Origin of the sequence: Ferrovibrio sp. (genome assembly GCF_041906005.1) — a bacterium.
Lineage (GTDB): Bacteria > Pseudomonadota > Alphaproteobacteria > Ferrovibrionales > Ferrovibrionaceae > Ferrovibrio.
In genome coordinates, this window is sequence record NZ_JAYRJY010000001.1 from 2,202,264 (window position 1) to 2,228,670 (window position 26,407).

Consider the following 26,407-nt stretch of genomic DNA (forward strand, 5'->3'; position numbering starts at 1 on the left):
CATTTCGGCATGCTGGCGGGCATGGCGTCACAGCCCTCTTGTTATTTTAGAAACGTCTAATATATATAGGAAAAGCCGCCGGCCTCACGCCTGGTGGCCGCCGAGGGCTTTCGCATGACGAATCAGGTTCTTATTCCCTGTCCCCATTGCAACACGGTGAACCGCTTGGCGCCGGAGCGTTTGGCCGACCATGGCAAATGCGGCAAATGCGGCCAGCCGCTTTTTGCCGGCCAGCCGCTCACGCTGACCGCCGCCAATTTCGAACGCCATGCCGGTTCGGCCGACTTGCCTTTGCTGGTGGATTTCTGGGCCGCCTGGTGCGGCCCCTGCCGCATGATGGCGCCAGTGATCGACCAGGCAGCAGAAGCTTTCGAACCGCGCCTGCGCGTGGGCAAGCTGGACACCGAAGCCGAGCAGGGCCTGGCGGCGCGGTTCAACATCCGCTCGATCCCCACACTGGCTTTGTTCCGCAGCGGCCGCGAGATCGCGCGCATCAGTGGCGCCATGCCGCTGCCGCAGCTCACCCGCTGGATCGAGCAGAGCCTGGCGGCGACCTAGGCCGCCAGCGCCGCGAGGATCGTCGCCGTCGACCGCACGCGGCTGATCCGCGGCATGATCGTCTCGATGGCAAAACGATGCGCTGCAGCGCCATGCACGGCGCTGCAGGCATCTTCTGCCAGAACGGTGGCATATCCCGTTTCCCAGGCGGCGCGAGCCGTCGATTCGACGCCCAGATTGGTGGAAATACCGCCAAGGATGATCGTGTCGATGCCACGGCGGCGCAGCTGCAGGTCCAGTTCAGTGCCGTAAAAGGCATTCCATTGCCGCTTCAGGATCATGATGTCGGACGGGGCCGGCGCCAACGCGGCGGCCAGTTCGAACCAGCTTTCCGGCAATCCGCCCGGCGGCACATTCAGGGGCTGGTCGACCGGCTGGCGCGGCGCATCGGCATAGTTGGCCGACCAGCCAACCCGGACCAACACCACCGGCATGCCCAGCGCGCGGCTGCGCTGCGCGAGGGCGCCGGCATTCTGCAGCACGGTCTCCACGCTATGTGGACCCTGGGCCAGGGGCATGATGCCTTTTTGCAGATCGATGAGGACGAGGGCGGTGTGGTGCGGGTCAAGCTTGTCCATGGGCGGTCTCCGGAAGGGCGGGCTTGGGGACTTTATCGTTGCTGAATATGAGGCTATCCTCATACATGGAGATATATGAGGATGGCCTCACAAAAAGCAAGCGCTGAATCGAAGCTGCCGCAACGCCGGCGCGGGCGGGAGCGTGTTGCCACGCTGTTGGCGGCGGCGGCGGCTATATTCGCCGAACGGGGCTATGACGCCGCAACGATGACCGAGATCGCCGCGCGGGCGGGCGCGGCGATCGGCTCGCTGTATCAATTCTTCCCCACCAAGGCCTCGCTGGCCGATGCGCTGCTGGAGCAGTGTATGATAGCGGTGCATGCGCATCTGGACGGGATTGCCGCGCAGGCTCCCACCATGCCGCTGGCCGATCTGGCCGATTCACTCTGTCATGCGCTGGTGACGATGCGGAGCGGCAATCCGGCGCTGGTGGTGCTGATTGAAAGCGGCAATATCGATCCAGCCATGATCGCGGCGATCCGCAAGGATATGCGTCGTCGTGTTGGCGCGATCCTGCACGGTCGCGCTCCCGGTCTGCCGCCGGCCGAGCAGGCAGCGATCGCCACGGCCGTGTTGCAGATGATGAAAGCCGCGGCGGCTATGAATGTCGATCCCACCATTGCCGGGCGCAAGGCGGCACTGAAAGAGATGGCGCGAATGCTGGAAAGCTATCTGCGGACGCGGCTCGCCTAGAGCGGCCAGAAGATCGGCAGCACCAGCATGCTGGTGACGAACACCACGGCCTGCAGCGGCAGGCCGAGCCGCCAGTAATCACCAAAACGATAGCCGCCAGGTCCCATCACCAGCAGGTTGTTCTGGTGTCCGATGGGCGAGAGGAAGGCGCAGGAAGCGCCGACCACCACCGCCATCAGGAAGGCATCGGGATTCACATTGATCTGTTTGGCGATGTCGATGCTCAAGGGCGCCATCAGCAGGGCGGTGGCGGCATTGTTCACCATGTCGGATACCCACATGGTCAGCAGCAATGTCAGGCCCAGCAGCCAGATCGGCCCGATCTCGCCTGACAGTTCGACCAGCAGCTTCGCCAGCAGACCGGTCGTGCCAGTGCTGTCGAAAGCATCGCCCACCGGCATCAGGGCCGCCAGCATCACCAGCACGGAGGCATCCACCGACTGATAGGCCTCGCGCAGACTCAGTCGCCGCGTGACCAGCAGCAACGTGGCCGCTGCACCCAGGCAGATCGCCGCCGGCGCCAGTTCGAAAATCAGCACCAGCAGGCCGGCCAGTGGAATGCCAAGGGTGAGCAGCAGGTTGCCCGGCCGGCGCAGTGGCAGGTCGCGTTGCGCCAGCGGCAGCAGGCCGAGCGCGCCGATCGCCTCGTTAACGCGCTCGGCCTCGCCCTGCAGCAGCAGCACGTCGCCGGCATGAAAGCGCCAGTCCTTCAGGCCGCCGAAGCGGTTGCTGCCTTCGCGCGCCACGCCCAGCAGATTCACCGCATGGCGCTGGCGCAGGCGCAGTTCGGCCGGCGTCATGTCGATGATGCCGCCGAAAGGCCGTACCACGGCTTCGGCGATATGCAAGTCGCTGGCCTTGTTCTCCGGTTTCACGTCGCGGCCGGGTTTGATCAATGCCAGGCCCAGCGGCTTCAGCATGGCGCCGGCCTTCTCGGGTGCGGCCTCAATCAGTAGCGTGTCGCCTTCGCGCACCGGCGTCCATTGCGCGGCACCAGGAATCTGCACGCTGCCGCGTTTCAAGCCGAGCAGCGCGGCGTCATGGTCGTCGATCATGGCGAATACATCACCCAGTAATTTTCCAATCAGCGGCGAATCCTTCTCCACCGTGGCTTCCAGCAGATATTCCTGCACGCCGCCATGATCGTCGCGTCCGGCTGCCACGCGCTGCGGCACGAGGCGCCAGCCCAATACTGCGATAAAGGCCACGCCGGCCAGCGTGACGGGAATGCCCACGGGGGCGAAGTCCAGCAGGCCGAAACCCTGGCCCAGCTTGTCGGCGCGCACGCCCGAGACGATCACGTTCGGCGGCGTGCCGATCAGCGTGATCACGCCGCCCAGCACGGTGGCATAGGATAGCGGCATCAGGGCAAGACTGGGCGAACGGCCGGCCGCCTGGCAGGCGGCAATTGCCGCCGGCATTATCAGGGCCAATGCCGCCACGTTGTTCATCACGGCAGATGCAAAAGCCGCGGGCAGGCAGAGCAGGATCAGCAGCAGGGCGGGGTGTCTCGCGCGGCTCGCGAGCCAGGTGGCCATCGTGTCCAGCAGGCCGGTACCGGCAATGGCGCGGCTGATCACCAGGGCGGCGGCCACGGTGATCACCGCTGGATGGCCGAAACCGGCAAAAGCCTCGTCCGCCTTCACCAGGCCGATGGCGACGGCGATAAACAGCACTGCCAGCGCCACCACGTCATGACGCCAGCGTCCCCAGGCGAACAGCACCAGGGCCACCACAAGCAGGGCAAGGATTTCGATCTGGGGGAGGGTCATGGGACAGGTCTGCCTTCAGTAACGGGTAGGCCCGGGGAAAGTTTCATACTAAAGTCGAATCTAGCGACTCGACCGCAACGGCATGCCGGGGGGCATGGGCGGCGAGGCTTTCCCAGGGGGATCAAAGACATGCTTGAGCGCTATTTCAAGCTGGCAGAACACGGCACCACGGTACGGGTCGAGCTGCTTGCCGGCCTCACCACCTTCCTCACCATGGCTTATATCATTTTCGTCAACCCGATGATCATGTCCAAGGCCGGCGTGGATCAGGGCGCGGCCTTTGTCGCCACCTGTGTCGGCGCGGCCTTCGCCAGTGCCCTGATGGGCCTGTGGGCCAAGTATCCGGTGGCCCTGGCGCCGGGCATGGGCCTGAATGCCTATTTCTCCTACGGCGTGGTGCTGGGCATGGGCCATACCTGGCAAGTGGCGCTGGGCGCCGTCTTCCTGTCGGGTGTGCTGTTTCTGATTATCTCGGTGCTGCCGATCCGGGAAAAGATCGTCAACGCCATCCCGATGTCGCAGAAGATGGCCATCGGGGCCGGTATCGGCCTGTTCCTCGCCATCATCGCGCTGGAGAATGCCGGCATCGTGGCGGCGCATCCGGCCACCATCGTAACGCTCGGCAAGATCGGCGCGCCGACCGCGCTGCTCGCCTGCCTCGGCTTCGTGCTGATCATCGCGCTGGATTACCGCAAGATCCCCGGCGCCATCATGATCGCCATCCTGGCGATCACTGTGGTCGGCATCGGCATGGGCCTGTCGAAATTCAACGGTATCGTCTCGGCGCCGCCGAGCCTCGCGCCCACCTTCCTGCAGATGGACATCATGGGTGCGCTGCATGTGGGCCTGATCTCCATCGTGTTCGCCTTCTTCATGGTCGACCTGTTCGACAATACCGGCACGCTGATCTCGATTGCGCCGCGTGCGGGCATGATGGACAGCCATGGCCGCCTCAAGCGCATCGGCCCGGCCTTCATGTCGGATTCGATCGCCTGTATGGTTGGCGCGGCTCTGGGCACGTCCACCGTCACCAGCTACATCGAATCCGCAGCCGGCATCCGTGCCGGCGGCCGCACCGGCCTCACGGCCGTTGTGGTGGCCGTGCTGTTCCTGGTGTCGGTTTTCCTGGCGCCACTGGCCACCAGCATCCCGGGTTTTGCCACCGCGCCGGCATTGTTCTTCGTGGCCTGCGTGATGGCCGGCAGCATCGTGAAGGTGGATTGGGAAGACGTGACCGAATATGCGCCGGCGGTTGTCACCATGATTGCCATGCCGCTGACATTCTCGATTGCCACCGGCATCGCGCTTGGCTTCATCGCCTACGTGGCCGGCAAAATCCTGTCCGGCCGCATCAAGGACGTGCACCCGATCATGGCCGTGCTGGCGATCCTGTTCGTGATCAAGTTGGCGGTGACCTGAGCGCCGCTTCGCGTTCAGCGCTTTTCCGGCGGGCGGCGGGTTACCTGCCGCCCGTTTCTTTTTTGCTACTTCCGCACCGCCAGCCCGAGCAGGATGCCGGCCAGCAGCACGATCACGCCGATGATCTCGCTGCGCGTCGGTCGTTCGCGGAACACCAGGTACGACATCAGGAACGTGAAGGCCATTTCGGTCATGCCCAGCATGCGCACATAGGCCGCCACCTGCAGGGCCATGGCGGTGAACCAGCCGGCAGAGCCAGCCGCCGAAGCCATGCCGACGATCAGGCCGGGTCGCCAGGCCGCCGCGACGCGGCGGAGTTCACCCGGTTCACGTAAAACGAGATAAGCCATCATCAGCGCGATCTGCAGCAGGATGGCATGCACAAGGGTCGTCGCTGCGGCAAGTGGCAGGAAATCCTCTCCCAGCGACAGCGAGGCGGCACGGAAACCGATGGCCGAGATGGCAAACAATGCACCCGAGCCGATGCCCACCAGCGCCGACCGTTCGGTCCAACCCAGCAGGAAGGCTCGCATGGGATTCTCGCTGCCTTTCAGCGAGATCAGCAACACGCCCAGCGTGCCGATCACAATGGCAGCCACGCCGCTTAAGGAAACTGGTTCGGCCAGGATCACCATGCCGAAGGCGGCCGCCTGCAGGGCTTCGGTTTTGGAATAGGCCGTCGCCACCACGAAGTTGCGCATCGACAGCGCCAGGATCAGGAGGTTGGTGGCCAGGATCTGCGCCACGGCGCCCGCGGTGGTCCAGAGGTAGAATTCACTATTGCCCGCCGGGATCGTCTTGCCGGTGGCCCATAGCGTGATGCCCAGATAAGCGACAGCCAGCGGCAGCCCGTATGCAAACCGGGTGAAGCTGGCGCCATTGGTGCTCAGGCGACCTTTCAGCTGCTTCTGCAGACCCGTGCGGATGGTCTGGCAGAAGGCAGCCCAGATCGTGATCGGTATCCATGCCCATTCCATAGGCAAAGGCGTAACGGCCGGCGGCGATGCAGGCAAATGAGAAGCGTTCCGTATCGGCTTGAAAACATTTTGCCGGGCAGAGCATTAATGTGCATGCTGCGTTGCAACCGGATGAAGGATTCCCATGACGACCCCCGAAGCGGAAGCGGGATGCACCTGCTGGTTCTGATAGTGGCGATTCTGCTTCTGCTGGCGCGGCCGGCGGCGGCAGAAGCATGGCGCATCGTCTGTGACGAGAATTTTCCGCCCTACAATTTCATCGACCAGGGACGCGTGGCCGGACTGGATGCCGAGATCATCGAGGCCCTGGTGCGCCGTGCCGGCGCCACGCCGCAGATCGATCCGCAGCCATGGGTGCGGGTGCAGGATCTGCTGGAGCGCGGCGCGGTGGATGCGGCCTTCCAGTTTGTCGGACGCGCCGACCGTTTTGAAAAATATTTCATGGTTGGTCCCTTCCGCACCGGTCAGACCGTTTTCGCCACGCGTCCCGACCATCGCATCCAATGGAAGACCCTGGCCGACCTGCGCGGCTATCGCATCGGCACGATCCGCGGCTACACCTACGGCGCGACGTTCGACAACGATGCCAGTCTCGCCAGAGAAGCGGCGGCGGGTGATTACAGCCAGCTTGTGCGCATGCTGGCGGCCCAACGCGTCGACGTGATCATCGGCGACCGCGAGGCGCTCAGTTATTTCGCCCGCCGCGAAATGCTGCGGCTGGATATCATAAGTCCGCCGCTGGCCGAGGTGCCGCGCTACATCGCGGTGCCGAAAACCAGGCCCGACCGCGCGGAGCGGTTGGCCGGCGCCCTGGCGTCCTTGCGCCGCGATGGCACGCTGATGGCGATTCTCAAACGTTGGGAGTGAGGCTTAACCTTTCAGCCTGGCTACTAGCTCTTCCAACTGATCGGCGACTTGATTCCAGCCGGGATGGAAACCCATCTCCTCATGGGCTTTGCGGTCGGCTTCCGACCAGTGCATCGCCGTGGCCGTGTAACGTGTCTTGTCGCCTTCGGCTTCAAAGGTGGTGACGGCGACCATGAAGGGTTTCCCGCTTGGCACCCAGCCGGGCAGGAAGGCATCGGTCGAGACGATGCGCCGGTTCGGCACCACGTCCAGGAACACGCCGTCGCAGGGATATTCCGGGCCGTTCGGATCTTTCATGGTGAAACGGAAACGGCCGCCGGGTCGCATGTCTACCTCCTGCAGATGGGTGGTCAGCGGGCGGGGTGCGAACCATTCCGCCAGATGCTGCGTCCATGCCTTGTAGACCAGGTCCACCGGCGCGTTGATCAGGCGGGTGAGGCGTAGCGGAAAGCCGGGTTCGGTGTTGCTTTGGTCGGTCATCGGTTAATCCTCAATTGGGGTTGCGATGGCCTAAGGACGGATGGCGGCAGCCAGTTCCGACATCCTGCGGAGATTTTTCAGCCGTTTTTCTGCAGGCGGTCGAGATTGAGTCGGATATGTGCCGCCTCGGCCGGGGTGCGGGCCAGTGCGATGGCGCGGTCGAAGGCTTCGCGTGCCTCGTCGGCGCGGTCCACCAGCAGAAGCAGCGCGCCCCGCACGCCATGGAAGTGGAAATAGCCTGACAGCGGTTCAGCCAGCGGCGCGATCAGCGCCAGCGCGGCTTCCGGTCCCTGCGCCTTCGATACCGCGACAGCACGGTTCAGCGTCACCACGGGCGATGGCGTCAGGCGTTCCAGCGTGGCATACAGCCGTTCGATCTGCGCCCAGTCGGTGTCGTCCGGCCGCTTTGCCCGGTTATGCAGGGCCGCGATGGCTGCCTGCACCTGATAGGGCCCGGTCCGGTGATGGCGCATCACCTTGTCTAGCAGCGCGCAGCCCTCGTCGATCAGCGCGGCATCCCATAGGGTGCGATCCTGATCCTCCATCAGCACGATGGCGCCATCGACGTCCAACCGCGCTTTTGCGCGGGCATGCTGCAACAGCAGCAGGGCAGTCAGGCCCATGATCTCGGGCTCGGCGGGAAACAGCCGCAACAGCAGGCGGGCCAGCCTGATCGCTTCCTCGCACAGCGGTAGGCGGATATGCGCCTCGCCGCCGCTGGCGGCATAGCCTTCGTTGAACAGCAGATAGATCATCGCCGCCACGGCACCCAGCCGTTCGGCGCGATCCGCTGCGCCCGGCGTGGCGAATTGCTGGCCGCTCTCCGCGATGCGGCGCTTGGCGCGGGTGATGCGTTGCTCCATCGCGGCGTCGCTGACCAGGAAGGCGCGGGCGATTTCCGCAACGCTCAGGCCAGAGATGATGCGCAAGGCCAATGCGATCTGCTGCGTCGCCGGCAGGTCGGGATGACAGCAGATGAACAGCAGACGCAGGATGTCATCGCGGTAATGGCTGCTGTCCAGCCGCTCGGCCTGCGTGGTTTCTGCATCCTCATCATCGGCCAGTATGTCGTCTTCTGGCAGCGTCACCTGACGCTGACGGCGGCGCACATCATCCAGCGCGGCATTGCGTCCGACGAATATCAGCCAGCCGGCCGGATCGCGCGGTGGACCCTGCTGCGGCCAATGCTTCAAGGCGCGCAGGCAGGCTTCCTGGAAGGCTTCCTCAGCCTGGTCGAGATCGCGGAAATAGCGCAGCAGCGCGGCCACGGCCTGTGGCCGCGCCGATTTCAGCGCCGCATCGATCCAGGCCAGATCGCTCACGCGGTTTCCTTCGCGAGGCTGCCGGCATTGAAATACCGCAGCGGCCGGATTTCAAAGGTGCCGGTGTCGCTGGCGCCGATCTGCTTCGCAGTTTCGATTGCTTCCTCCAGCGAGGCGCAATCGACGACATAGAGACCCAGCAGCTGTTCCTTGGTTTCGGCAAACGGGCCGTCCAGCACCAGTGGATCGGGACCGTGCCGCAGGCTGGTCGCCGCCGTGGTCGGCATCAGTCGCAGCACTGGACCGAGCTTGCCGGATTCAGCCAGCCGGTCGGTCACCTGCCGGCGATGGGCGATCACCGCATCGTCCTTCGCCTTCGGCCAGGCCTCGACCGCAGCTTCATCGTTGTAGCAGAGAATGGCATACAGCATCGGGCCGGGTCCTTTCGATAGTCTAAGGACGACGGAGTATGCCGCACGCCGACAGGCGGAGCGAATAAAGTTGCCCAAGGAGGAATCGGGCAAAGATTCCCAATTTGTTCCAGTCCTGCCCAGCCGCATGGCGGGTTTGGTGCCGTTTGACCAAGTTTGGCCGGCTCCAGCCCAGTTTGGCTGGTGAGCCTCTTGTTTCAGGCGCAGCGGACGGTCTACCAAGGCTGCATGAGCATGTCTGAAACAGCCCCGGCTTCTCCCGCAAGTTCTGTTGTCATCGCCGTGGATGGTCCGGTTGCCGCCGGCAAGGGTACCCTGGCCCGCCGGCTGGCCGAGTGGTTCGGCTATGCCTATCTCGATACCGGCGCGCTCTATCGCGCGGTGGGAGCCAAGGTGCTGCGTCAGGGCGGCGATCCGGCCGATCCGGTGATTGCGATCAAGGCCGCGGAATCGTTGGATGAATCCGACCGCGCCGCGCCTGAATTGCGCAGCGAGGCAGTTGGCCTGGCGGCTTCGAAAGTGGCAACCATTCCCGGCGTCCGGGCTGCTTTGCTCGATTTCCAGCGCCGCTTCGCCCACCAGCCGCCCGGCGGTAAGGCCGGCGCGGTGCTGGATGGCCGCGATATCGGCACCGTGGTCTGCCCCGATGCCCCGGTGAAACTGTTTGTCACCGCCAGCGACGAGGTACGGGCCGAACGGCGGTACAAGGAACTGCTCGACAAGGGCGAGAGCATCACCTTCGAACGCGTGCTGGCCGATCTGCGCCAGCGCGACGCCCAGGACCAGGCCCGGGCCACCGCGCCGCTGAAGCCTGCCGCCGATGCCCACTTGCTGGATACCTCGGATTTGGCTATAGAAGCCGCCGTTGCCGCAGCCCTAGAGGCCGTTGTGGCAGCCCTGAAGCGCTGACGCCCGCTTCAGGCGGCCCACTCAACCCACCCGGTTCGCTCGCGTCGGCGCCGGATGCCTGCTCGCCCCGCGGCGGTGCCTTTGATTTCGCACCCCGGCAGGCCCAACATCTAGGGGCATCTAGGAGAAAATATGGCTAAGCGTAGTGCAGCTCAGGCTGCGGAGACCTATTCCGCGGATAACGAGAATTTTGCCGCCCTGCTTGAAGAGTCGTTCACCAGCTCCTCCGCCATGGAAGGTTCGGTGGTCAAGGGCATCGTTGTCGGCGTCGAGAATGATTTCGCCCTCATCGATGTGGGCCTGAAGTGCGAGGGCCGCGTCCCTCTGAAGGAATTTGCCGGTCCGGGCCGTTCCGCCGAGATCAAGGTCGGCGACGTGGTCGAGGTGTTCCTCGACCGGATCGAGAATGCCATGGGCGAAGCGGTGATCAGCCGTGACAAGGCCCGCCGTGAAGAAGCCTGGGAAAAGCTGGAGCAGAGCTTCAATGCCAACCAGCGCGTCGAAGGCGTGATTTTCGGCAAGGTGAAGGGCGGTTTCACCGTCGACCTGTCGGGTGCCGTCGCCTTCCTGCCGGGCAGCCAGGTCGATGTGCGTCCGGTGCGCGACATCGGCCCGCTCATGGGCCAGCCCACCCCATTCCAGATCCTCAAGATGGATCGCCGCCGCGGCAACATCGTCGTGTCGCGTCGCGCCGTGCTGGAAGAGAGCCGCGCCGAAGCCCGCAGCGAGCTGGTCTCCAACCTCAAGGAAGGCCAGATCCTCGACGGCGTCGTCAAGAACATCACCGATTACGGTGCGTTCGTTGACCTCGGCGGCGTCGACGGCCTGCTGCACGTCACCGACATCGCCTGGCGCCGCGTGAACCATCCGTCCGAGGTTCTGTCGATCGGCCAGACCGTGAAGGTGCAGGTCATCCGCGTGAACCCGGAAACCCAGCGCATCAGCCTGGGCATGAAGCAGCTCGAGGCCGATCCGTGGGAGGGCGTGAAGTCCAAGTACCCGGTCACCGCGCGCTTCATGGGCCGCGTCACCAACATCACCGACTACGGCGCCTTCGTGGAGCTGGAGCCGGGCGTCGAGGGTCTGGTGCATGTCTCCGAGATGAGCTGGACCAAGAAGAACGTCCATCCGGGCAAGATCGTCTCGACCTCGCAGGAAGTCGAAGTGATGGTGCTCGAGGTCGATCCGGCCAAGCGCCGCATCAGCTTGGGCCTGAAGCAGTGCATGTCGAATCCGTGGGATGCCTTCGCCGAGAAGCATCCGGTTGGCTCGACCATCGAGGGCGAGATCAAGAACATCACCGAATTCGGCCTGTTTATCGGTCTCGACGGCGGCGTCGATGGCATGGTGCACCTGTCGGATCTCGACTGGAACAAGCCCGGCGAGCAGGTTATCGCCGAGTACCAGAAGGGCCAGGTGGTGAAGGCGCAGGTTCTCGACATCGACGTCGAGAAGGAGCGCATCTCGCTCGGCATCAAGCAGCTCGGCAATGATCCCTTCCAGTCGCTCGGCGACCTGAAGAAGGGCGGCGTGGTCACCTGCACCGTGGCGGCCGTTGATCCGCGCGGCATCACCGTCACCGTCGGTGACGGCGTGCAGGGCTACATCCGCAAGGCCGAACTGAGCCGCGACCGCGACGAGCAGCGTCCGGACCGCTTCTCGGTGGGCGACAAGCTGGATGCCAAGATCGTTACCATCGATGGCAAGGCCCGCAAGCTGACCCTGTCGGTCAAGGCGCTGGAAATGGAAGAGGACCGCAAGGCGATGGAGCAGTATGGCTCCACCGACTCGGGCGCCTCGCTCGGCGACATTCTGGGTGCCGCCATGCGCAAGAAGAAAGACGAGGACGCCGCGCAGTAAGACGCGCGTCTCTACCGAAGATGGAACCCCGGCGGAGCGATCCGCCGGGGTTTCTTTTTTATCGGCATACAGTCTTGTTGCCGTCCCCCGTCCGGTTGGCGGTATACTGGTGCCAAGTTGGGGCAGGGGGATGCCATGAAAATACGTTTCATGCTGGTCGCGCTTATCGGCTGTCTGACGATGGCCGGTCCGGTGTCGGCGCAGCAGAAGGCCGCCGCCGTGGTCGAGGATCTCTCGGCACCGGTGGCCGGCGTCGAGGTGTTCGATTTCCTCGAACCCGGCCGGGTCATCAAGCTGCCGGCCGGTGGCAAGATCACGCTCGGCTATATGCAATCCTGCCTGCGCGAGATGATCACCGGCGGCACCGTCACCATCGGCCCGCAATCCTCCACGGTTAGCGGCGGCAAGGTTCAGCAGGAACAGCTCAAATGCGCGGCCAACCTGGCACTGGGCAGCAGCCAGGCCGGCAAAAGCGGCGCCATGGTGTTTCGTCGTGGCCCCGGCACCGGCAAGACGCCGGCCAATGTGCCCGAGCCCAGCGTGACACTGCTGTATACCGCGCCGGTCTTCGCCGTCGAGCAGCCGGGCCAACTCACCATCGAACGGCTGGACCAGCCGGAAACCGTGCTGGTCTACAAGGCGGGCGGGAAGCTGTTCGATCTGGCCAAGGCCGGCAAGCCGCTCTATGCCGGCGGCATCTACCGCGCCGAGCTGAACGGCAAGAGCACGATCTTCCGCATCGATCCCGGCGCCGCCGATGGTGGCGGGCCGCTGCTGCTGCGCCTCGTCCGCTTCTGATCCTTCCATGATGCGACCGCGCCTGCGCGATCTTGCCGTCATCGTCATGGCGGCGCTCGGCGCAGCGGCCCTGCTGGCCAGCCCGGCCGGCGTGTGGCTGCGCGGCCCCTCCCTTGATCTGACCTATCCGTTGCGCCATCTGCTGTTCGGGCCGCAGGCAGCGCCGCAGCTAAGCCATGCCGTGGTGATCGCCATCGACGAGGCCACCTATCGCACGCCGCCGTTCAGCGAAACCCCGCAGGCAGCCTGGCCGCCCCTGCTGGCACCGGTGTTGAATGCCGTTGCCGCCGAGGCGGCCGTGGTGGGTTTCGACGTGGTCTATCCCACCACGCTGGATGCTTTCCAGCGCGGTTTCGAACGCGATTTTCTGATCGCGATGCGCAATGCCGCCCGCGCCGACCGGCTGCTGCTGGGCAAGGTGCAGCATTCTGAGTTGCCGATCCTGCCCCATGCCTCGCAACAGGTTGCCGTTGGCGGCGGGCGCAACATCCGCGCGTTGAACGTGTTCGAGGATCCCGACGGCATCATCCGCCGCGTGCCGCTCGAATTCACCACGGCCGATGGCGGGCGCGAGACAGGCCTGGCTGCCGAACTGGCCCAGCGTCGTGCCGGCGCGGTACTGAATCGCGATGCGAGGGGCCGTTACACGCTTGGATCGCGCCGTATCGCCACCGATGCCGGCGGCAATATTCTGGTTGGCTTCAACACCGGCGCAGGCGATGTGCCGAGTTATTCGCTGGCCGATCTGCAGGCTTGCGCGGCGGCCGGCAATACCGGGTATTTCAGGCAGCATTTCGCCGGCCGCGTCGTGCTGGTCGGCACCGTGCTGGATGTCGAGGATCGCCGTCTTACCTCGAAACGCCTGGTCACCGCCGCCGATGGCGCCAACCCGCCGCCGCCCTGTATCCTGCCGCGTCCGCAACCATCCCCGCATGTGCGCGACAGCATCCCCGGGGTGTTCATCCATGCCGCAGCGATCAATAACCTGCTGGATGGCGCCGAGCTAAAGGAATGGCCGGTTGCCGGGTTATTTACCGCCGCGCTGCTGGTTGCCCTGGCGAGCGGGCTGGCGGTGTTTTATCTGCCGCTGCTGCCCGGAATCGCCGCCGCCCTGGGCGGCGGGCTGCTGCTGCCGTTCATGGCCGCGCTGCTATTGCGCCACGGCAATGCCATGCCGTGGCTGAACATTGCCGTGGCCCTGCTGCTGGTGGTCGGCGCCACCATTGCCTATCGCTTCATGGTGGCGGATCGCGACAAGCGGCTGATCGCTCGCCTGTTCTCGCTCTATTTGCCGGCGGCCATGGTTGAGCGCATGGTGGCCAGCGGCCGTCTGCCGGGTCTGGGCGGCGAGGAACGCGAAGTCACCATACTGTTCAGCGATATCGCCGGCTTTACGTCGATCGCGGAAAGCTGCACGCCGGCCGAACTGGTGCAGGCATTGAACGGCTATTTCTCCACCATGACGGCGATCATCGAGGGTCATGGCGGTTTCGTCGACAAGTATATCGGTGATGCCATCGTGGCGGTATTCGGCGCGCCGCTGAACGATCCCAAGCATGCGGCCCATGCCCTGCGCGCGGCGCTGCATATGCGCGATGCCCTGCGGCGCGACCCCGAGCGGTTTGCCGTGAAGGGCCGCGTGCTGAATACACGCATCGGGCTCAATACCGGCCGCGCACTGATCGGCAATATCGGTTCGCCGCGCCGTTTCAACTACACGGCGATGGGCGATGCGGTGAATCTGGCCGCCCGGCTGGAAGGCGCCAACAAGCAGTACGGCACTACCATCCTGGCCAGCGAGATGACCATGCTGGCCGCCGGTGGTACCGTTCTGGCGCGGCCAATCGACAGCGTGCAGGTGGTGGGCCGCTCAGGCGCCGTGAAGATATACGAACCGCTGGCCCGGCGAGGCCGCGCCGATGCGCGGCAGAACGAGATTCTCACGGCCTATGCCGCAGCCTTCGATGCGGTGGCGGCCGGCGATGCGGCGGCGGCCAAGGCTGTTCTGCAATCCCTGCCCGACGATGCGGCGGCACAGCTCTGGCGGCAGCGGCTGGACCGCGATCCCGGTGCGGGTGTCACACCCCGCGCGCTGACCGAGAAATGACTGTCTATCCGCCATCGCCCATCAGGCTGTAGGGTGCCCAGAAGATCGGATGGGCGTAGCTGAACAGCGTCTGGCCGTTTTCCTGATAGCCCGGGCCATCCAGCAGGCTTACCATCGCTCTGCGCAACGCCTCGGCACGACCAAGCTTCGCATCGGCAGCCTGGCGGCGGAACAGGTCGGTCACCAGATCGCGGGCGGACGCCGAATGCACTGACCAGTTGGTCAGCAGCAGTGCCCGCGTGCCGGCGTAGAAGAAGGCGCGGCCCAGGCCCGAGGCGGCTTCCGCACCTGCGCCCGCGCCGGTACCGGTGTTGCAGGCCGACAGCACCACCCAGTCAGCATCCAGCTTCAGACCCAGGATTTCATCCATGGTCAGCAATCCATCGCCATCCACATCGGCCACCTGCGGCGCGGTCAGCGCCAGTGCCGGCTGGGTCAGGCCGTTCAGGTCACCGGGCACCAGGCCATGGGTGGCAAAGGCCACCACGCGGTAATTGTCCAGCCGGGTCTGCTGCACCGTCTTCTCGTTGGCCTGCTTGCCCAGGAACAGGGCTTTCGCCGGATCGCTCTGCATCGCCAGCGCCACCGAGCGCAACTCGTCGGCGGTGTCGGGCAGGCGCGGCAGCAGGCCGAGCTCGGCGCTGTCGACACCGGTGGTCTGCGGCGCGCTCCGGCGTTTCAGCTTCGCGCCACGCACGGCGACCGGATCGGCCGAGGCGATCTGCAGCGGCGCTTCGGTTGCGGCTTCGGCGGCCTGCTCGGCATTGAAGAAGGGGTCGCCGAAGCCAACCAGCGGTTCGCGTTTTGCGCCGCCGGCGGGCAGGCCACGCAGGGTTTTCAGTGCCGCCGTCGAAGGCAATTGTGTCACGGCATGGCTGCGCGCCAGCCAGGGCACGGATTTGTAGCCACCAAACAATGGGGCCGCCTTGATGTCGACTTGCGCGGGCGCAGTGGGCAACAGCGCGAGCGGTAGCAGGCCAAGCGCGCCATTGGTGACGACGAACAGGCTCTTGGCGGGTTTCCAGCCGGCCTCCACCGGTTGCAGCAGGGTCGCATATAATTCATGGGCCAGCGTCAGGTCGAAAGCCGGGATGTCGCCCAGCGTTTCTGCCTGCGGCTCCAGGGCCAGACGCAGCTTCTGCACCTTGGCCTCGATGGCCTTGGCCCCCAGCGACGCGGCGGCGAAGGCGACAGCACCCTGTTTCGGCACGACCCAGACGAAACTGTTTTCCTGCGCCAGATAGAACGACACCAGCGCTTCGCCGTCACGCAACACGGCGCGCATCTCGTCAACCGCCGGTGGGCGTGGATCGATCAGGTTGACGTAGTCTGGAAATTGCTGCTCGATCTGCTGTCGAGTCTTGGCGCGGCTGTCGCGCAGGCTGTCGACGTCCTTGCGCATGGCCAGGATCGCCTTGTCGTCGCGCTGTTCCGGCGGCAGGGCCAGCAGATTGGACAACAGGCCGAACTGCGCGGCAATCTGCTTCTGCTGATCCTGCTCCTGGCGCACCAGTTCGGCCAGCTTGGGGTCGCGCACGGCAGCCCGCGCCGCCGAAGCGGCCAATGCGCGCTGCACATTGCGGCCGCGCGCGGCGTCGGCCAGGCGGAAGCTCTCGCTGCCGGCATTGATGCCGGCGCCGGCCGGCGTGCCCTGCACACGGGCAAGCAGCACGATGTAATCCTCGATGATGGTTTGCACGAAGAAATCGCGCGTCGCCAGGCCGGTCTCCTCCGTTTCCGCCTGGCGCGAGGCAGAAAGCAGAACTGGAACGGCATCCCGGAAAGCCGCCACCGCTTCCGAATCGCGGCCGGCCGAGGCCAGGGCGATGCCAAGCAGGCCACGATCCATCGCCACCTCGAAATGCTTTTCGCCCATGCGCTCGGATTTCAGCTTCACCATCTGGCTGGCGACATCTGCGGCGTCATTGCCGCGGCCGGTGCGGGCGAGCATCAGAATGCGTGCCGGGCTGCGGCGGATCACGCGGGCGCGGCCCTCGCTCCAGTCCGCCGTGGCGGCGATCATCTTTTCATACAGCTCGGCGACTTCGGGCCAGCGTCGCTGCAATGCCAAGGTGTTGGCAACCGCCCGCAGGGTGGCGAGTGCGGCCGGCGCGTTTTCGTCATAGCCGATTTCGCGGAAAATTTCGGCCGCAGTGCGGGCCATCTTCTCGGCCTCTGCCAGGCGGCCCTGCTCAAGCAATACATTCGACAGGCTGCTGGCGAAGGTGGCAGTGCGGAAACTGTATTTCCCGTCGCGGCGCAGGTTGTTGAGCAAAGCCTGACGGATGTCGACTTCCGCTTCGGTCATGCGGCCCTGGGCCAGCTTCATATCGCCCAGGTTGGCAAGGATGAGGTCGCCGCCGCTTTCGATCGTGCCGGCTGCGGGCGGGTCGGGCCAATGTTTGGCGCGCTGCTGCGTCTCTTTGTTGTTCTGCAGGGCCGTGGCTGTGGCGGCCTCGGCCTCTCCATACTGGCCCCGGGAACTGGCGACCAGCGCCTTGGCGAGATCGATATCTGTCTGCCAGGAGGAGAGGAACATGAAATTGTTCGGCCCGCGCGTATTGGTGCTGATCTCGCGGTACAGGTATTCGGCCTGGTCGAGGTAACGCTTGGCCATGGCGAAATTGCCTGCCGTCACCGCCCCCTGCACGATACTGCGGTAGACATTGAACAGGCGGCCTTTCAGCCGGCCCTTGGCTTCGGTCTCGGCAAGCTGGATGTAATAAGCTAGGGATTCCTGCGGTTTGCCGGCCATCCGCAGCAACCCGGCATAGAGCTGCTGCATGCGATAGACATCGGCCCCGACAGAGATGCCCAGCGCAATCGCCGGTTCAAGATCGGCGAGCGCGGCGTCGGCCCGGCCGATCAGATTGGCGGCCTGGGCGCGTTCATAGAGAAAGAGGCTGCGTTGCCGGCTATCCAGTCCCGGCGGTTCGGCGGCTTCGGCCGCCGCGATCAGGTGGGCCCGCCGGGCGGGATCGGGTTTTTCCTGATCGAGGATGGCCACGATATCGGCGATACTGCGCGGCGGCGCGGCCAGCGCGGCTGCGGGTGTGCCGGTCGGCTGCTGTTGCTGCGCTGAGGCCTCCAGCCAGCGGGGTGTAACCGCCAGCCCCAGAATGACCAGAGCCACCCCGGCGAAGATCCGACGCATGATGGCTCTCCCCTTTTTTGATTGCGCACAGGCTAACCTGCCTGTCGGTCGTTGAGAAGCAAATCCTCGCCTTAATGCCGTGCGGGAATGCAGCTCTGGGGTTGCAGGAGCGGGGTGCTGGCGCCGTTTCCCGCGAAGGAACGCCAGGCCGAAGAATGGCAGGCCGAAGAATCCCTGACCAGGAACTCCAAGGCGGGTTCGGCGTTTTCCTTCCACAGCGCAAATAGGAGGATGCCATGAATGGACGCAAATCCAGCCGGGAAGAAGCGCTTGATGTCGGATTACGCGACAGTTTCCCGGCCAGCGATCCCGTGGCGGTGAGCCAGCCCACAACGGCAACGCCCGCCCGCAGCGACCATCGGAATGCCCGCGCCGGCGACAAGGCGCGGGAAGAGCTGACGGCGCAACACAGCCGGGTCAATGTCAGTACCGATCAGGATATCCGGTATTGGATGAAACGGCTTGATGTCGAGGAAAGCGAGTTGAAGGAGGCGGTTCGCAAGGCCGGTTTCTGGCCGCAGGACGTGGCGAATTACCTGGGCAAGACGCTGTAGGGCATCAGCCCTTGGCGCCGGCCAGCGGATCAAAATACAGCGCCACCTTTTTCGCCGCCTGTGCATCCAGGCAGCGGTATTTCATTGCCACAAAACCTTCGTCGGTGTAGCGCACCACATCGCCCTCTGCATCGAAGGTGATCTGCAGTTTCGGGTTCTTGATTTTCACCGTCAGCTTCAGCAATTCGCCTTCCAGGAAGGTGCCGCTGATCGGGCCGAACAACAGGCCGATATTGCTCCAGTTCTTCAGCGGGATGCGGGCCCCCTCCAGCACCACATGATCTTCGGGGCCGCATTGATTGCGGGTCGAACGCCGCTGGTCACCCTTGGCCAGACGCTGGATCAGCGGGTCGAGTATGCCGAGGAACTGTTCGCGACGGTGATCCGACAGGCCGGCGCTGACGGTTGCCTTGCGCAACTCATTGGCGATTTCGACCTTTTCCTCCGTCGTGTAGGCGGGGTCGACGAATTCCTTTTCCAGGTCGCGGTGTTCGTAAAGATAGGCGATGTATTTGAGCAGGATTTCCTTTGGCCCGTCGCCGATCACTTCCTCGAACAGCTTGAGCGCCGTCATCAGCTTGGGCGCGGAATAATAGCCGGGCACCAGCTTGTTCAGCTTTTCCGCCGTCACCAGGCGCACCATGCGCTTCTCGAACAGATCGGCCGCGCCCAGTTCCAGGGCGAAGTCGCGATCCTTGGTCAGCAGGGCATAGACTTCGCGCGTGGCGGGGAATTCCTCGGCGGGTTCTTCCGACAGCAGCGGCACTGACGAGATCAACAGGCGCCGCAGCAGCTGGATCACCGCATCGCGCAGGGCGGGCATGTTGTGTTTGGCAACCACCGCATGCAGGCGGTGGGCGAATTCCGTATCATATGCAGCGTCGTCGACCGCATAGCGTTTGTCGAGGATCGCCATCAACTGGATGATACGCAGGCGCGCATCGCGAAATTTGCCTAGCAGTTCCGGAACCGCCGATTTGGCTTGCAGGATTTCCGCCAAAGCCTCGTCGAGGATACCGGCCGCGCCGGGGTCGATGCCGGTATCGAACAGGGCCAGACAGCGGTCGGCTTTCTCGGTCCAGTTCTTGGAGAATTCGAGATGATGTGCCAGGGCGCAAAAGGCGATGCGCGTGCCGTAAAGCGGATCCGAGGGAATCAGCTGCGCCAGCAAGCGGTGGGTCAGTGGCGTGGTGGGCAGGCGTTTTTCAAAGGCCTCGACCTGGGTGATCGCCGCCGTGGTGATCGCATAAAGCTTCTTCACCTTGTCGCGTACCGGCGAGTTGGTCGCCTGGGCCTGGGCCACGGCGGCTTTCTGCACCAGGGCGGCGCACAGGTTTTCGGCGCCATTGAGCAGTTTGCCATGGCCGCTGTGATGCAGCAGCTCGATCGGGATCAGGATGTTTTCGTCGAGATAGTCGCGGCAGACACGGCCGATCATGGCACGGGCACGGCGTTCCGACAGCGCATGCGCGTCCTGACATAGGACGACGCCGCCGGTAACTTCGGTGATGCCCGTCGGTGCGCTTACGTTCATAACGGTTTGCCTGCCTTCACTCTGGCCTTCTGTTGCGAGCCGATTACGCACACTATGGCAGTGCCCGGGTTAAAAGGGAATGAGCAGGCCCTTGATTCTATTAGAAATCGGGCTTGGCGACCTGATGCTTAACCGCAGATTGTCAGACTGCGGCCTTTAACGGCCTAAACTGAAAGTCAGTCCTGGGTGCGGGGCGGGCGTTTGGGGTGTCGGCCGCCGGGATTTCCGGCTGCGGCCGCCCTAGCCAGAGGCGAAAGCGGTCGTTCGCCGAATTTGCCCAGGGTGATCAGCCGGTCATACATCACAATCGCGCCAGCCACGCCCACATTGACGCAGAAACTGGTCGGAATCTTGATCACATGGTCGCAGCGCGCCACCAGTTCCGGGCTCAGCGAGCCCATCTCGGGGCCCAGCACATAGGCGGCGCGCAGCGGATGGCGAAAGCGCGGCAGTTCGATCGCCTCGTCCAGCAATTCGATGCCGACCAACTGGCAGTTTTGCGGCAGGCTGAGCTGGGCAGCGCTGTCATAGACATACCAGGGCAGGTTTTCCGGGGTCTTGCTGGTATCCGAACGTGCCGCCGTCACCGAATAGGTGGCCCCGATGGTGAAGACGAAGCTGGCGCCAAAAGCGTGTGCCGTGCGGAACAGAGTGCCCGCATTCATCGGTTTGCTGAGGCGCTCGACGCCGATTCCGAAAAAGCCGCGCATCGCCAGCTCCCGTTCTTTGCCGTCCCATTCTTTGACAGTATGGGCCTTGCGTGTATAAGCGGCCGAAAGCATTTCAGGAGTTTAGCCATGGGCAATCCTTTCGGTCCCCTGCCGTCCCCCGGCGCGCGGCCCTTTATCGTCGAGGTCAGGCGCGGCGCGCAAGTGGAAAGCCGTCACCCGGTGGTCGCTACCGTGGTCGATGCCGACGGCAGGACGGTGGCGGCCTGGGGCGACGCGATGCAGGCGATTTTCCCCCGCTCTTCCAACAAGGCTATACAGGCGCTGCCGCTGGTCGAGTCGGGCGCCGCCGATGCTTTTGGCCTAAGCCAGGCCGAACTGGCCATGGCCTGCGCGAGCCATGGCGGCGAGGCGCGGCATACCGAAACCGTGGCGGCCTGGCTGACCCGCATCGGCCGCAAGCCCGAGGATATGGAGTGCGGCGCGCACTGGCCCTATCACGAAGAGACCGCGCGGCAACTTGCCCGCGATCATCTGGCGCCTAACAATCTGCATAACAACTGCTCCGGCAAACATGCCGGCATGGTTTCGGTAGCCACCCATCTGGGCGAGGATATCCGTGGCTATGTGAAGCCCGACCATCCGGTGCAGCGCCGTGTCACGGCGGCGATCGAGGATGTCTGTGGCGTGAAGATTGCGCCTGAGTCTGTTGGCACCGATGGCTGCTCCATGCCGACCATGGCCATTCCGTTGCACAACCTTGCCTGGGGATTCGCCCGCTTCATCACCGGCGCCGGTCTGGCGCCGGAACGCGCGAAGGCGGCGCGGCGGCTGGCGGCGGCCGTCGCTGCCGAGCCGTTCTTCATTGCGGGCTCCGGGCGTTTCTGCACGGTCGTCATGCAGGCCGGTGGCGGGAAGTTCATCGCCAAGACCGGCGCCGAAGGTGTTTACACCGCCGCTTCGGCCACGGCCGGATTCGGTATCGCGCTGAAAGTGCTGGATGGCACAGCCCGCGCCGCGCAGACCGCTTTGGGCGGATTGCTGGAGCATCTTGGCTGGCTGGACGAGGCTGGGCGCGAAGCGATCCGGCCGCTGGTCGAGCAGCCACTGAACAACTGGCGCGGCATCAACGTCGGCAGCATTGGTCTGGCGCCGCCTGGATTCTGAAGGCTAGTCGGCACATTGCAGCAGCGCGGCACCAATGGCCGCGTCGGCTGCCGCCGCCTGGCGCACGTCGCGGCCGGCATAGGGCGCCAGCCAGCGTGCCAGGGCCAGTAGCCAGGCCATTCGTCGTCGCAGCTTGCGCATGGCATTGCGGGTATCCGATGAGGCCGCCGACAGCATGGCGGTGGCGATGCGAGGTAGTTGCGGATCGATCGCATCGCGGTCGTAACGCACCAATGAATAGAGAAACAGCAGCAGGTCGCGCGCCTGCTTTTCGGCCAGCGTCATGCCCGGCAGATCGTGGTCCTCGAAATCCAGCAGGCCGGGCCGTCCATCCGCATAGCTGAAGTTGCGGATCTGCGCGCCGCCATGCCAATGGCCGGCGGCATGCAGGCGGCCGAGCAGCGCGCCGGCCTCGGCAATCAGATGCCACCGTTCGACGGGATTCGTTGTGGCCTGCAGGCGCGGCTCCAGTGCCTCGCCGGCATCGCTCAGCACCAGCCATTGTCCCGAACAGGCAATCACGGCCGGCACGGGAAAACCCGCATTGGCCAGCTTGCGGATCGCGGCGGCTTCGGCGGCCAGGCCCAGTGCGCCGGTCTGATTGCGGGGCGGCAGGAGGATCGGCAAGGCGAACAGGGTGGCGATGACGCGCTGCATCAGCACGGACGAGTGCAGGCGCGGCATGCCCGCGGTTTTTACCCAGAGCCGCCGGCCATTGTAGGTAACGGCGAAGACGCGGTTGCGCGCCGTGCTGCGCAGACTGCGGATCAGCGCGGCCAGTTCTGGATCGGCCGGATACTCGATGTCGGCGCTCATGCCGTGGGGGTATCATCCGCTGCTGGCGCGGCCTGCTGCAGGGCGTTCAGGGTCTGCTCGATCACCTCACGCGACAAGTCGCGGGTGATGAAAACCATACGGCTGCGGCGGTCGGCATCAGGCCAGGCCGGGATGGTGGCCGGCGGATGGAACAGGTGCTGCACGCCATGGATCACCACCGGCCGATCAACGCCGATGACATTCACCAGGCCTTTCACGCGTAACAGGTTGTCGCCGCGATAGGCCGCCAGCAGATCGAGCCAGGTGGCCAGCGTATTCCAGTCGAAAGGTTGCTCGAAGGTCAGACAGAAAGACTGGATCGTCGCGTCATGCCGGTTGACGTCCAGGCTGCCGTCGGAATTGCGGAAATGGTCATGATCGTGATCATGATGATGGTCGTGATCATGGTGATGATGATTGTGGTCATGATCGTGATGATGGCCGTGGTCATAGGCTTCGGCACGCAGCCAATTCTGCACATCGAAGCTCTTGGTTGCGGGATCATACAGGCCGGCGTTGAAAATCTGCTTCGGTGCGATGTCGCCGCCAATCGCCGTGAAGATTGGCGCGCCGGGATTGAGATGTTGCAGGCGGTGGCGTAGATGCTGCACGGCCTTGGGCTCGGCCAGGTCGACTTTGGTCAGCACCAGGCGGTCGGCGACGGCGGCCTGCTTGATCGCCTCCTTGTGGTGATCCAGCGTGCTGTTGCCATTCACCGCATCCACCAGCGTCACCACGCTTTCCAGCCGGCAGCGCTCGGCCACCACCGGATCGCTCATCAGGGTATGCAGCACCGGGGCCGGATCGGCCAGGCCGGTGGTCTCGATCACCACGCGCTTGAAGGGCTTCACTTCGCCGCGGTCGCGTTTGGCCGTGAGGTCGCGGAAGGTGTTCACCAGATCGCCACGCACGGTGCAGCACAGGCAGCCTGAGCTGAGCAGTACGGTATCTTCCTGGCTGGAGGCGATCAGGGCGTGATCCAGGCCGATCTCGCCGAACTCATTCACGATCACGGCGGTCTCGCCCATATCCGGATGACGCAGCAGCCGGTTCAGCAAGGTGCTTTTTCCGGCACCGAGAAAGCCGGTGATCACGGAAACCGGAATACGGGTATCGACCTGTTCGGACATCGAAAGACTCCTGTTGGAACAGGATATTTCGGGCAGGCGGGCGACGAAGTCCAGTGCGCCAGGGGTGAAACCGGTCTATAATGTCCAGTATTGCCGCCCAGCCGGCATCGTCTGGCCGCGCCAGATGCCTTTCAGGTCGGCCACCAGGCCGCCTTCGCGGGCCAGCCGAGCCAGGCCGGCTTGGCCGAGAGCGCGGTAAGCCTGGTGCGGCACGGCCGCCACCACGGCATCGAATCCCTCAAGCTGATCCAGCCGCGGTGCCAGCATCACGCCATATTCATGCTGCGCTTCGTGTGGGTCGGCCAGGGGATCATGCACGCTCACCTTGTGGCCCAGATTCTTAAGGCTGCCGATCAGGTCGGCCACCTTAGAATTGCGAAGGTCGGGCACGTCTTCCTTGAAGGTCAGGCCCAGTACCAGGATGCTGCTGCTCGGTTTGATGCGGGCCGATACGGCCTCGCCGATATAAGTGCTCATGCCATCGTTGATGGCGCGACCCGACAGGATGATGCGGGCATAATGGCCCAGTTCCTTGGCGCGGTGCGCGAGGTAATAGGGGTCGACGCCGATGCAATGGCCGCCAACCAGGCCGGGCTGGAATTTCAGGAAATTCCATTTGGTGCCGGCCGCCTCCAGAACGTCATAGGTCGAGATGCCCATCTTACCGAAGATCATGGCGATCTCGTTGACGAAGGCGATGTTGATGTCGCGCTGGGCGTTCTCGATCACTTTGGCGGCTTCCGCCGTCTTGATCGTCGGCGCCAAATGAATGCCGCCGCTGGTCACCTTGCCATAGATATCGGCTAACCGCGCCGCGACTTCTGGGGTTTGGCCGGCCACCACCTTGGTGATCTTGTCCACCGTGTGAATTTTGTCGCCGGGGTTGATGCGCTCAGGCGAGTAGCCGAGGAAGAAATCGCGGCCGCAGGCCAGACCGGATTCCTGTTCCAGAATCGGGGCGCAGATATCTTCCGTCACGCCGGGATAAACGGTGCTTTCGTAAACCACCGCTGCCTGGGGCGCCGGCCTTTGCCCAAGAGCACGACCGACGGTGCGTGAGGCCGAGCGTACCGGACCCAGATCGGGCAGGTTCTGTGCATCCACCGGGGTTGGCACGGTCACGATATAGACGCTCTTGCCCGGCAGGTCGGCCGGATCGGCGCTCAGGTGCAGGCTGGAGCTACGCAAGGCTTCTGGCTCGACCTCGCGGGTGCGGTCTTCCCCCTGGCGCAGTTCATCCACGCGGCCCTGATCGATGTCAAAGCCCAGAACCGGAAAATGCCGGGCCAAAGCCACAGCCAGAGGCAGGCCGACATAACCCAGTCCGATCACGGCAATGGTTTCGGCAGGAGAAGAGGTTGAGGCGGTCACGGGGGCTCTTTCGCTTGCGGAGGCCAAAGGAGGTACTCGGCCCGGCAGGCCCTGTCAACAAATCAACCCGAAAACCGGGTTTTCGGCGGAAAATCAAAGAGTGGCTTGACCCGCCCCCCGCCAGCCGGTAGAGCGCGGGGATGGCCCGCCGTTTGCTCTTTGTCGTCCAGGAAGCGCTGTTTTTCACCACCCACCGCCTGCCGGTCGGCCTGGCGATGCGCGATCGTGGCTGGGAGATCCATGTGGCGGGACCGGCCGATCCGGCCGTAGCGGCGCGGATAACCGCAGCCGGTCTGTATTTTCATCCAATCCCGCTGGGGCGCGGAGGGCAGAACCCGCTGGCCGAGCTGCGCCTGCTGGCTGCGCTGTTCATGCTGTATCTTCGGCTGCGCCCCAGATTGCTCCATCTGGTGTCGATCAAGCCGGTGATCTGGGGCGGCCTTGTCGCCCGCTTGCTTGGCCTGCCCGCTGTCGTGCATGCCATCACCGGCCTGGGTTACCTGTTCATCCGCGCCGAACGCCAGCGCGGTCTGCTGCATCGCATGCTGTTCCGGCTCTACCGGTTTGCCCTGCGCCATCGTAACGCGCTCACGATCTTCCAGAATCCCGACGATCTGGCGATGTTCACGCAGGAGCATCTGGTGCCTGCCGACCGCTGGGTGATGATCCGCGGCTGTGGCGTCGACATGCAGGTCTTTGCCGAACGGTCCGAACCCCTCATTGATGCCGCTCACCCGCCGGTAGTGATGTTTCCCGCCCGCCTGCTGGGCGACAAGGGGGTGCGCGAATTCGTGGCGGCTGCCGAAAAGCTACGAATGGAAGGCGCGGAGGCGCGTTTTGTGCTGGTCGGCCGGCGCGATCCCGACAATCCGACCGATATCGGCGAGGCGCAGCTGCAGCAATGGGTTGCTTCCGGCGTCGTCGAGCATTGGGGCTATGCCGAGGACATGCCAGCCATGCTGGCGCGCGCGCATCTCATCGTCATGCCGTCCTATCGGGAGGGCCTGCCGCGCGGGCTGATCGAGGCCGCCGCCATTGGCCGTGCCATCGTCACTGCCGATGTGCCCGGGTGCCGCGAAGTCGTGCGGCATGAGGTGAACGGCCTGCTGGTGCCGGTGCGCGATGGCATGGCCACAGCCGCGGCGATCCGTCGCCTGCTGGACGATGCAGTCCTGCGTCACCGTATGGCCGCGGAGGGCCGTGCGATGGCGGTGCGCGAGTTCTCGGTTGAAGGCTTTGTTGCGGCCAGCCTGGTCACCTACGAACGCCTGCTGCAGGCGCGGGGAGAGCGGCTGTGAGCGG

General features: G+C 64.5%; 23 protein-coding genes. 11 read left to right on the forward strand and 12 right to left on the reverse strand.

What is annotated here, in order from left to right:
• The first annotated feature begins 114 nt into the window (after nt 1-114).
• A complete protein-coding gene (gene trxC, locus ACE3OO_RS10760) occupies nt 115-558 on the forward strand; it encodes a thioredoxin TrxC (protein WP_374302660.1) in 444 nt (147 codons plus the stop codon).
• Here the strand turns inward: trxC and ACE3OO_RS10765 are convergent.
• The gene (locus tag ACE3OO_RS10765) at nt 555-1,136 is read right to left on the reverse strand and encodes a hydrolase (RefSeq protein ID WP_374302662.1); all 582 of its coding nucleotides are present in this window, start codon (nt 1,134-1,136) and stop codon (nt 555-557) included. The genes trxC and ACE3OO_RS10765 overlap by 4 nt on opposite strands.
• Nucleotides 1,137-1,217: 81 nt before the next feature.
• On the opposite strand from ACE3OO_RS10765, the gene ACE3OO_RS10770 reads away from it, so the two are divergent.
• On the forward strand, nt 1,218-1,829 hold the full coding sequence (locus ACE3OO_RS10770; RefSeq protein ID WP_374302664.1) for a TetR/AcrR family transcriptional regulator: 612 nt from the start codon (nt 1,218-1,220) through the stop codon (nt 1,827-1,829).
• Here the strand turns inward: ACE3OO_RS10770 and ACE3OO_RS10775 are convergent.
• Nucleotides 1,826-3,601: an SLC13 family permease gene (locus ACE3OO_RS10775; protein ID WP_374302666.1), complete on the reverse strand. Its 1,776-nt coding sequence runs from the start codon at nt 3,599-3,601 to the stop codon at nt 1,826-1,828. The two genes, ACE3OO_RS10770 and ACE3OO_RS10775, sit on opposite strands and share 4 nt — an antisense overlap.
• A gap of 129 nt (nt 3,602-3,730) precedes the next feature.
• On the opposite strand from ACE3OO_RS10775, the gene ACE3OO_RS10780 reads away from it, so the two are divergent.
• Complete coding sequence (locus ACE3OO_RS10780; RefSeq protein WP_374302668.1) at nt 3,731-5,020, forward strand: NCS2 family permease; 1,290 nt, start codon at nt 3,731-3,733, stop codon at nt 5,018-5,020.
• A 65-nt stretch (nt 5,021-5,085) separates the two neighbouring features.
• On the opposite strand, the gene ACE3OO_RS10785 is transcribed toward ACE3OO_RS10780, so the two are convergent.
• Nucleotides 5,086-5,997 (reverse strand): EamA family transporter, encoded by a 912-nt coding sequence (locus tag ACE3OO_RS10785; RefSeq protein WP_374302670.1) that lies wholly within the window; start codon nt 5,995-5,997, stop codon nt 5,086-5,088.
• A gap of 150 nt (nt 5,998-6,147) precedes the next feature.
• Here ACE3OO_RS10785 and ACE3OO_RS10790 point away from each other — a divergent pair, with 150 nt between their 5' ends.
• On the forward strand, nt 6,148-6,864 hold the full coding sequence (locus ACE3OO_RS10790) for a substrate-binding periplasmic protein (protein ID WP_374302672.1): 717 nt from the start codon (nt 6,148-6,150) through the stop codon (nt 6,862-6,864).
• A 3-nt stretch (nt 6,865-6,867) separates the two neighbouring features.
• Here the strand turns inward: ACE3OO_RS10790 and ACE3OO_RS10795 are convergent, their stop codons facing one another.
• The 3 genes from ACE3OO_RS10795 to ACE3OO_RS10805 form a co-directional block, all read right to left on the reverse strand.
• Entirely contained in the window at nt 6,868-7,344 is a 477-nt protein-coding gene (locus tag ACE3OO_RS10795) for an SRPBCC family protein (protein WP_374302673.1), read from the reverse strand.
• Between the two features lie 77 nt (nt 7,345-7,421).
• The gene (locus tag ACE3OO_RS10800; RefSeq protein WP_374302675.1) at nt 7,422-8,666 is read right to left on the reverse strand and encodes an RNA polymerase sigma factor; all 1,245 of its coding nucleotides are present in this window, start codon (nt 8,664-8,666) and stop codon (nt 7,422-7,424) included.
• Entirely contained in the window at nt 8,663-9,037 is a 375-nt protein-coding gene (locus ACE3OO_RS10805; RefSeq protein WP_374302677.1) for a YciI family protein, read from the reverse strand. The genes ACE3OO_RS10800 and ACE3OO_RS10805 overlap by 4 nt, the downstream gene beginning before the upstream one ends.
• Before the next feature lie 234 nt (nt 9,038-9,271).
• On the opposite strand from ACE3OO_RS10805, the gene cmk reads away from it, so the two are divergent.
• From cmk to ACE3OO_RS10825, 4 genes are all read left to right on the forward strand, one after another.
• On the forward strand, nt 9,272-9,946 hold the full coding sequence (gene cmk / locus ACE3OO_RS10810; RefSeq protein ID WP_374302679.1) for a (d)CMP kinase: 675 nt from the start codon (nt 9,272-9,274) through the stop codon (nt 9,944-9,946).
• Between the two features lie 132 nt (nt 9,947-10,078).
• Nucleotides 10,079-11,806 (forward strand): 30S ribosomal protein S1, encoded by a 1,728-nt coding sequence (gene rpsA, locus ACE3OO_RS10815; protein ID WP_374302681.1) that lies wholly within the window; start codon nt 10,079-10,081, stop codon nt 11,804-11,806.
• 135 nt (nt 11,807-11,941) lie between these two features.
• Nucleotides 11,942-12,604, forward strand: a complete 663-nt coding sequence (locus ACE3OO_RS10820; RefSeq protein ID WP_374302683.1) for a hypothetical protein — start codon at nt 11,942-11,944, stop codon at nt 12,602-12,604.
• Nucleotides 12,605-12,611: 7 nt separating this feature from the next.
• Complete coding sequence (locus tag ACE3OO_RS10825) at nt 12,612-14,711, forward strand: adenylate/guanylate cyclase domain-containing protein (RefSeq protein WP_374302685.1); 2,100 nt, start codon at nt 12,612-12,614, stop codon at nt 14,709-14,711.
• Between the two features lie 4 nt (nt 14,712-14,715).
• On the opposite strand, the gene ACE3OO_RS10830 is transcribed toward ACE3OO_RS10825, so the two are convergent.
• Nucleotides 14,716-17,865 (reverse strand): CHAT domain-containing protein, encoded by a 3,150-nt coding sequence (locus ACE3OO_RS10830; RefSeq protein WP_374302687.1) that lies wholly within the window; start codon nt 17,863-17,865, stop codon nt 14,716-14,718.
• A gap of 236 nt (nt 17,866-18,101) precedes the next feature.
• On the opposite strand from ACE3OO_RS10830, the gene ACE3OO_RS10835 reads away from it, so the two are divergent.
• Nucleotides 18,102-18,419: a DUF3606 domain-containing protein gene (locus tag ACE3OO_RS10835; RefSeq protein ID WP_374302689.1), complete on the forward strand. Its 318-nt coding sequence runs from the start codon at nt 18,102-18,104 to the stop codon at nt 18,417-18,419.
• A gap of 4 nt (nt 18,420-18,423) precedes the next feature.
• Here the strand turns inward: ACE3OO_RS10835 and ACE3OO_RS10840 are convergent, their stop codons facing one another.
• Together ACE3OO_RS10840 and ACE3OO_RS10845 are read right to left on the reverse strand one after the other, a co-directional pair.
• Nucleotides 18,424-19,953 (reverse strand): hypothetical protein, encoded by a 1,530-nt coding sequence (locus ACE3OO_RS10840; protein ID WP_374302691.1) that lies wholly within the window; start codon nt 19,951-19,953, stop codon nt 18,424-18,426.
• Nucleotides 19,954-20,129: 176 nt separating this feature from the next.
• Entirely contained in the window at nt 20,130-20,663 is a 534-nt protein-coding gene (locus tag ACE3OO_RS10845; protein WP_374302693.1) for an RNA methyltransferase, read from the reverse strand.
• A gap of 87 nt (nt 20,664-20,750) precedes the next feature.
• Here ACE3OO_RS10845 and ACE3OO_RS10850 point away from each other — a divergent pair, with 87 nt between their 5' ends.
• On the forward strand, nt 20,751-21,788 hold the full coding sequence (locus ACE3OO_RS10850) for an asparaginase (RefSeq protein ID WP_374302695.1): 1,038 nt from the start codon (nt 20,751-20,753) through the stop codon (nt 21,786-21,788).
• 3 nt (nt 21,789-21,791) lie between these two features.
• On the opposite strand, the gene ACE3OO_RS10855 is transcribed toward ACE3OO_RS10850, so the two are convergent.
• The 3 genes from ACE3OO_RS10855 to ACE3OO_RS10865 form a co-directional block, all read right to left on the reverse strand.
• Nucleotides 21,792-22,604, reverse strand: coding sequence for a hypothetical protein (locus ACE3OO_RS10855; protein ID WP_374302697.1), 813 nt, complete (start codon nt 22,602-22,604; stop codon nt 21,792-21,794).
• Nucleotides 22,601-23,734: a GTP-binding protein gene (locus ACE3OO_RS10860; RefSeq protein ID WP_374302698.1), complete on the reverse strand. Its 1,134-nt coding sequence runs from the start codon at nt 23,732-23,734 to the stop codon at nt 22,601-22,603. Before ACE3OO_RS10860 ends, ACE3OO_RS10855 begins: the two co-directional genes overlap by 4 nt.
• 75 nt (nt 23,735-23,809) lie before the next feature.
• Nucleotides 23,810-25,105, reverse strand: a complete 1,296-nt coding sequence (locus tag ACE3OO_RS10865) for a nucleotide sugar dehydrogenase (protein WP_374302700.1) — start codon at nt 25,103-25,105, stop codon at nt 23,810-23,812.
• Between the two features lie 140 nt (nt 25,106-25,245).
• On the opposite strand from ACE3OO_RS10865, the gene ACE3OO_RS10870 reads away from it, so the two are divergent.
• Nucleotides 25,246-26,403 (forward strand): glycosyltransferase family 4 protein, encoded by a 1,158-nt coding sequence (locus tag ACE3OO_RS10870; RefSeq protein ID WP_374302702.1) that lies wholly within the window; start codon nt 25,246-25,248, stop codon nt 26,401-26,403.
• The last annotated feature ends 4 nt before the right edge of the window (nt 26,404-26,407 follow it).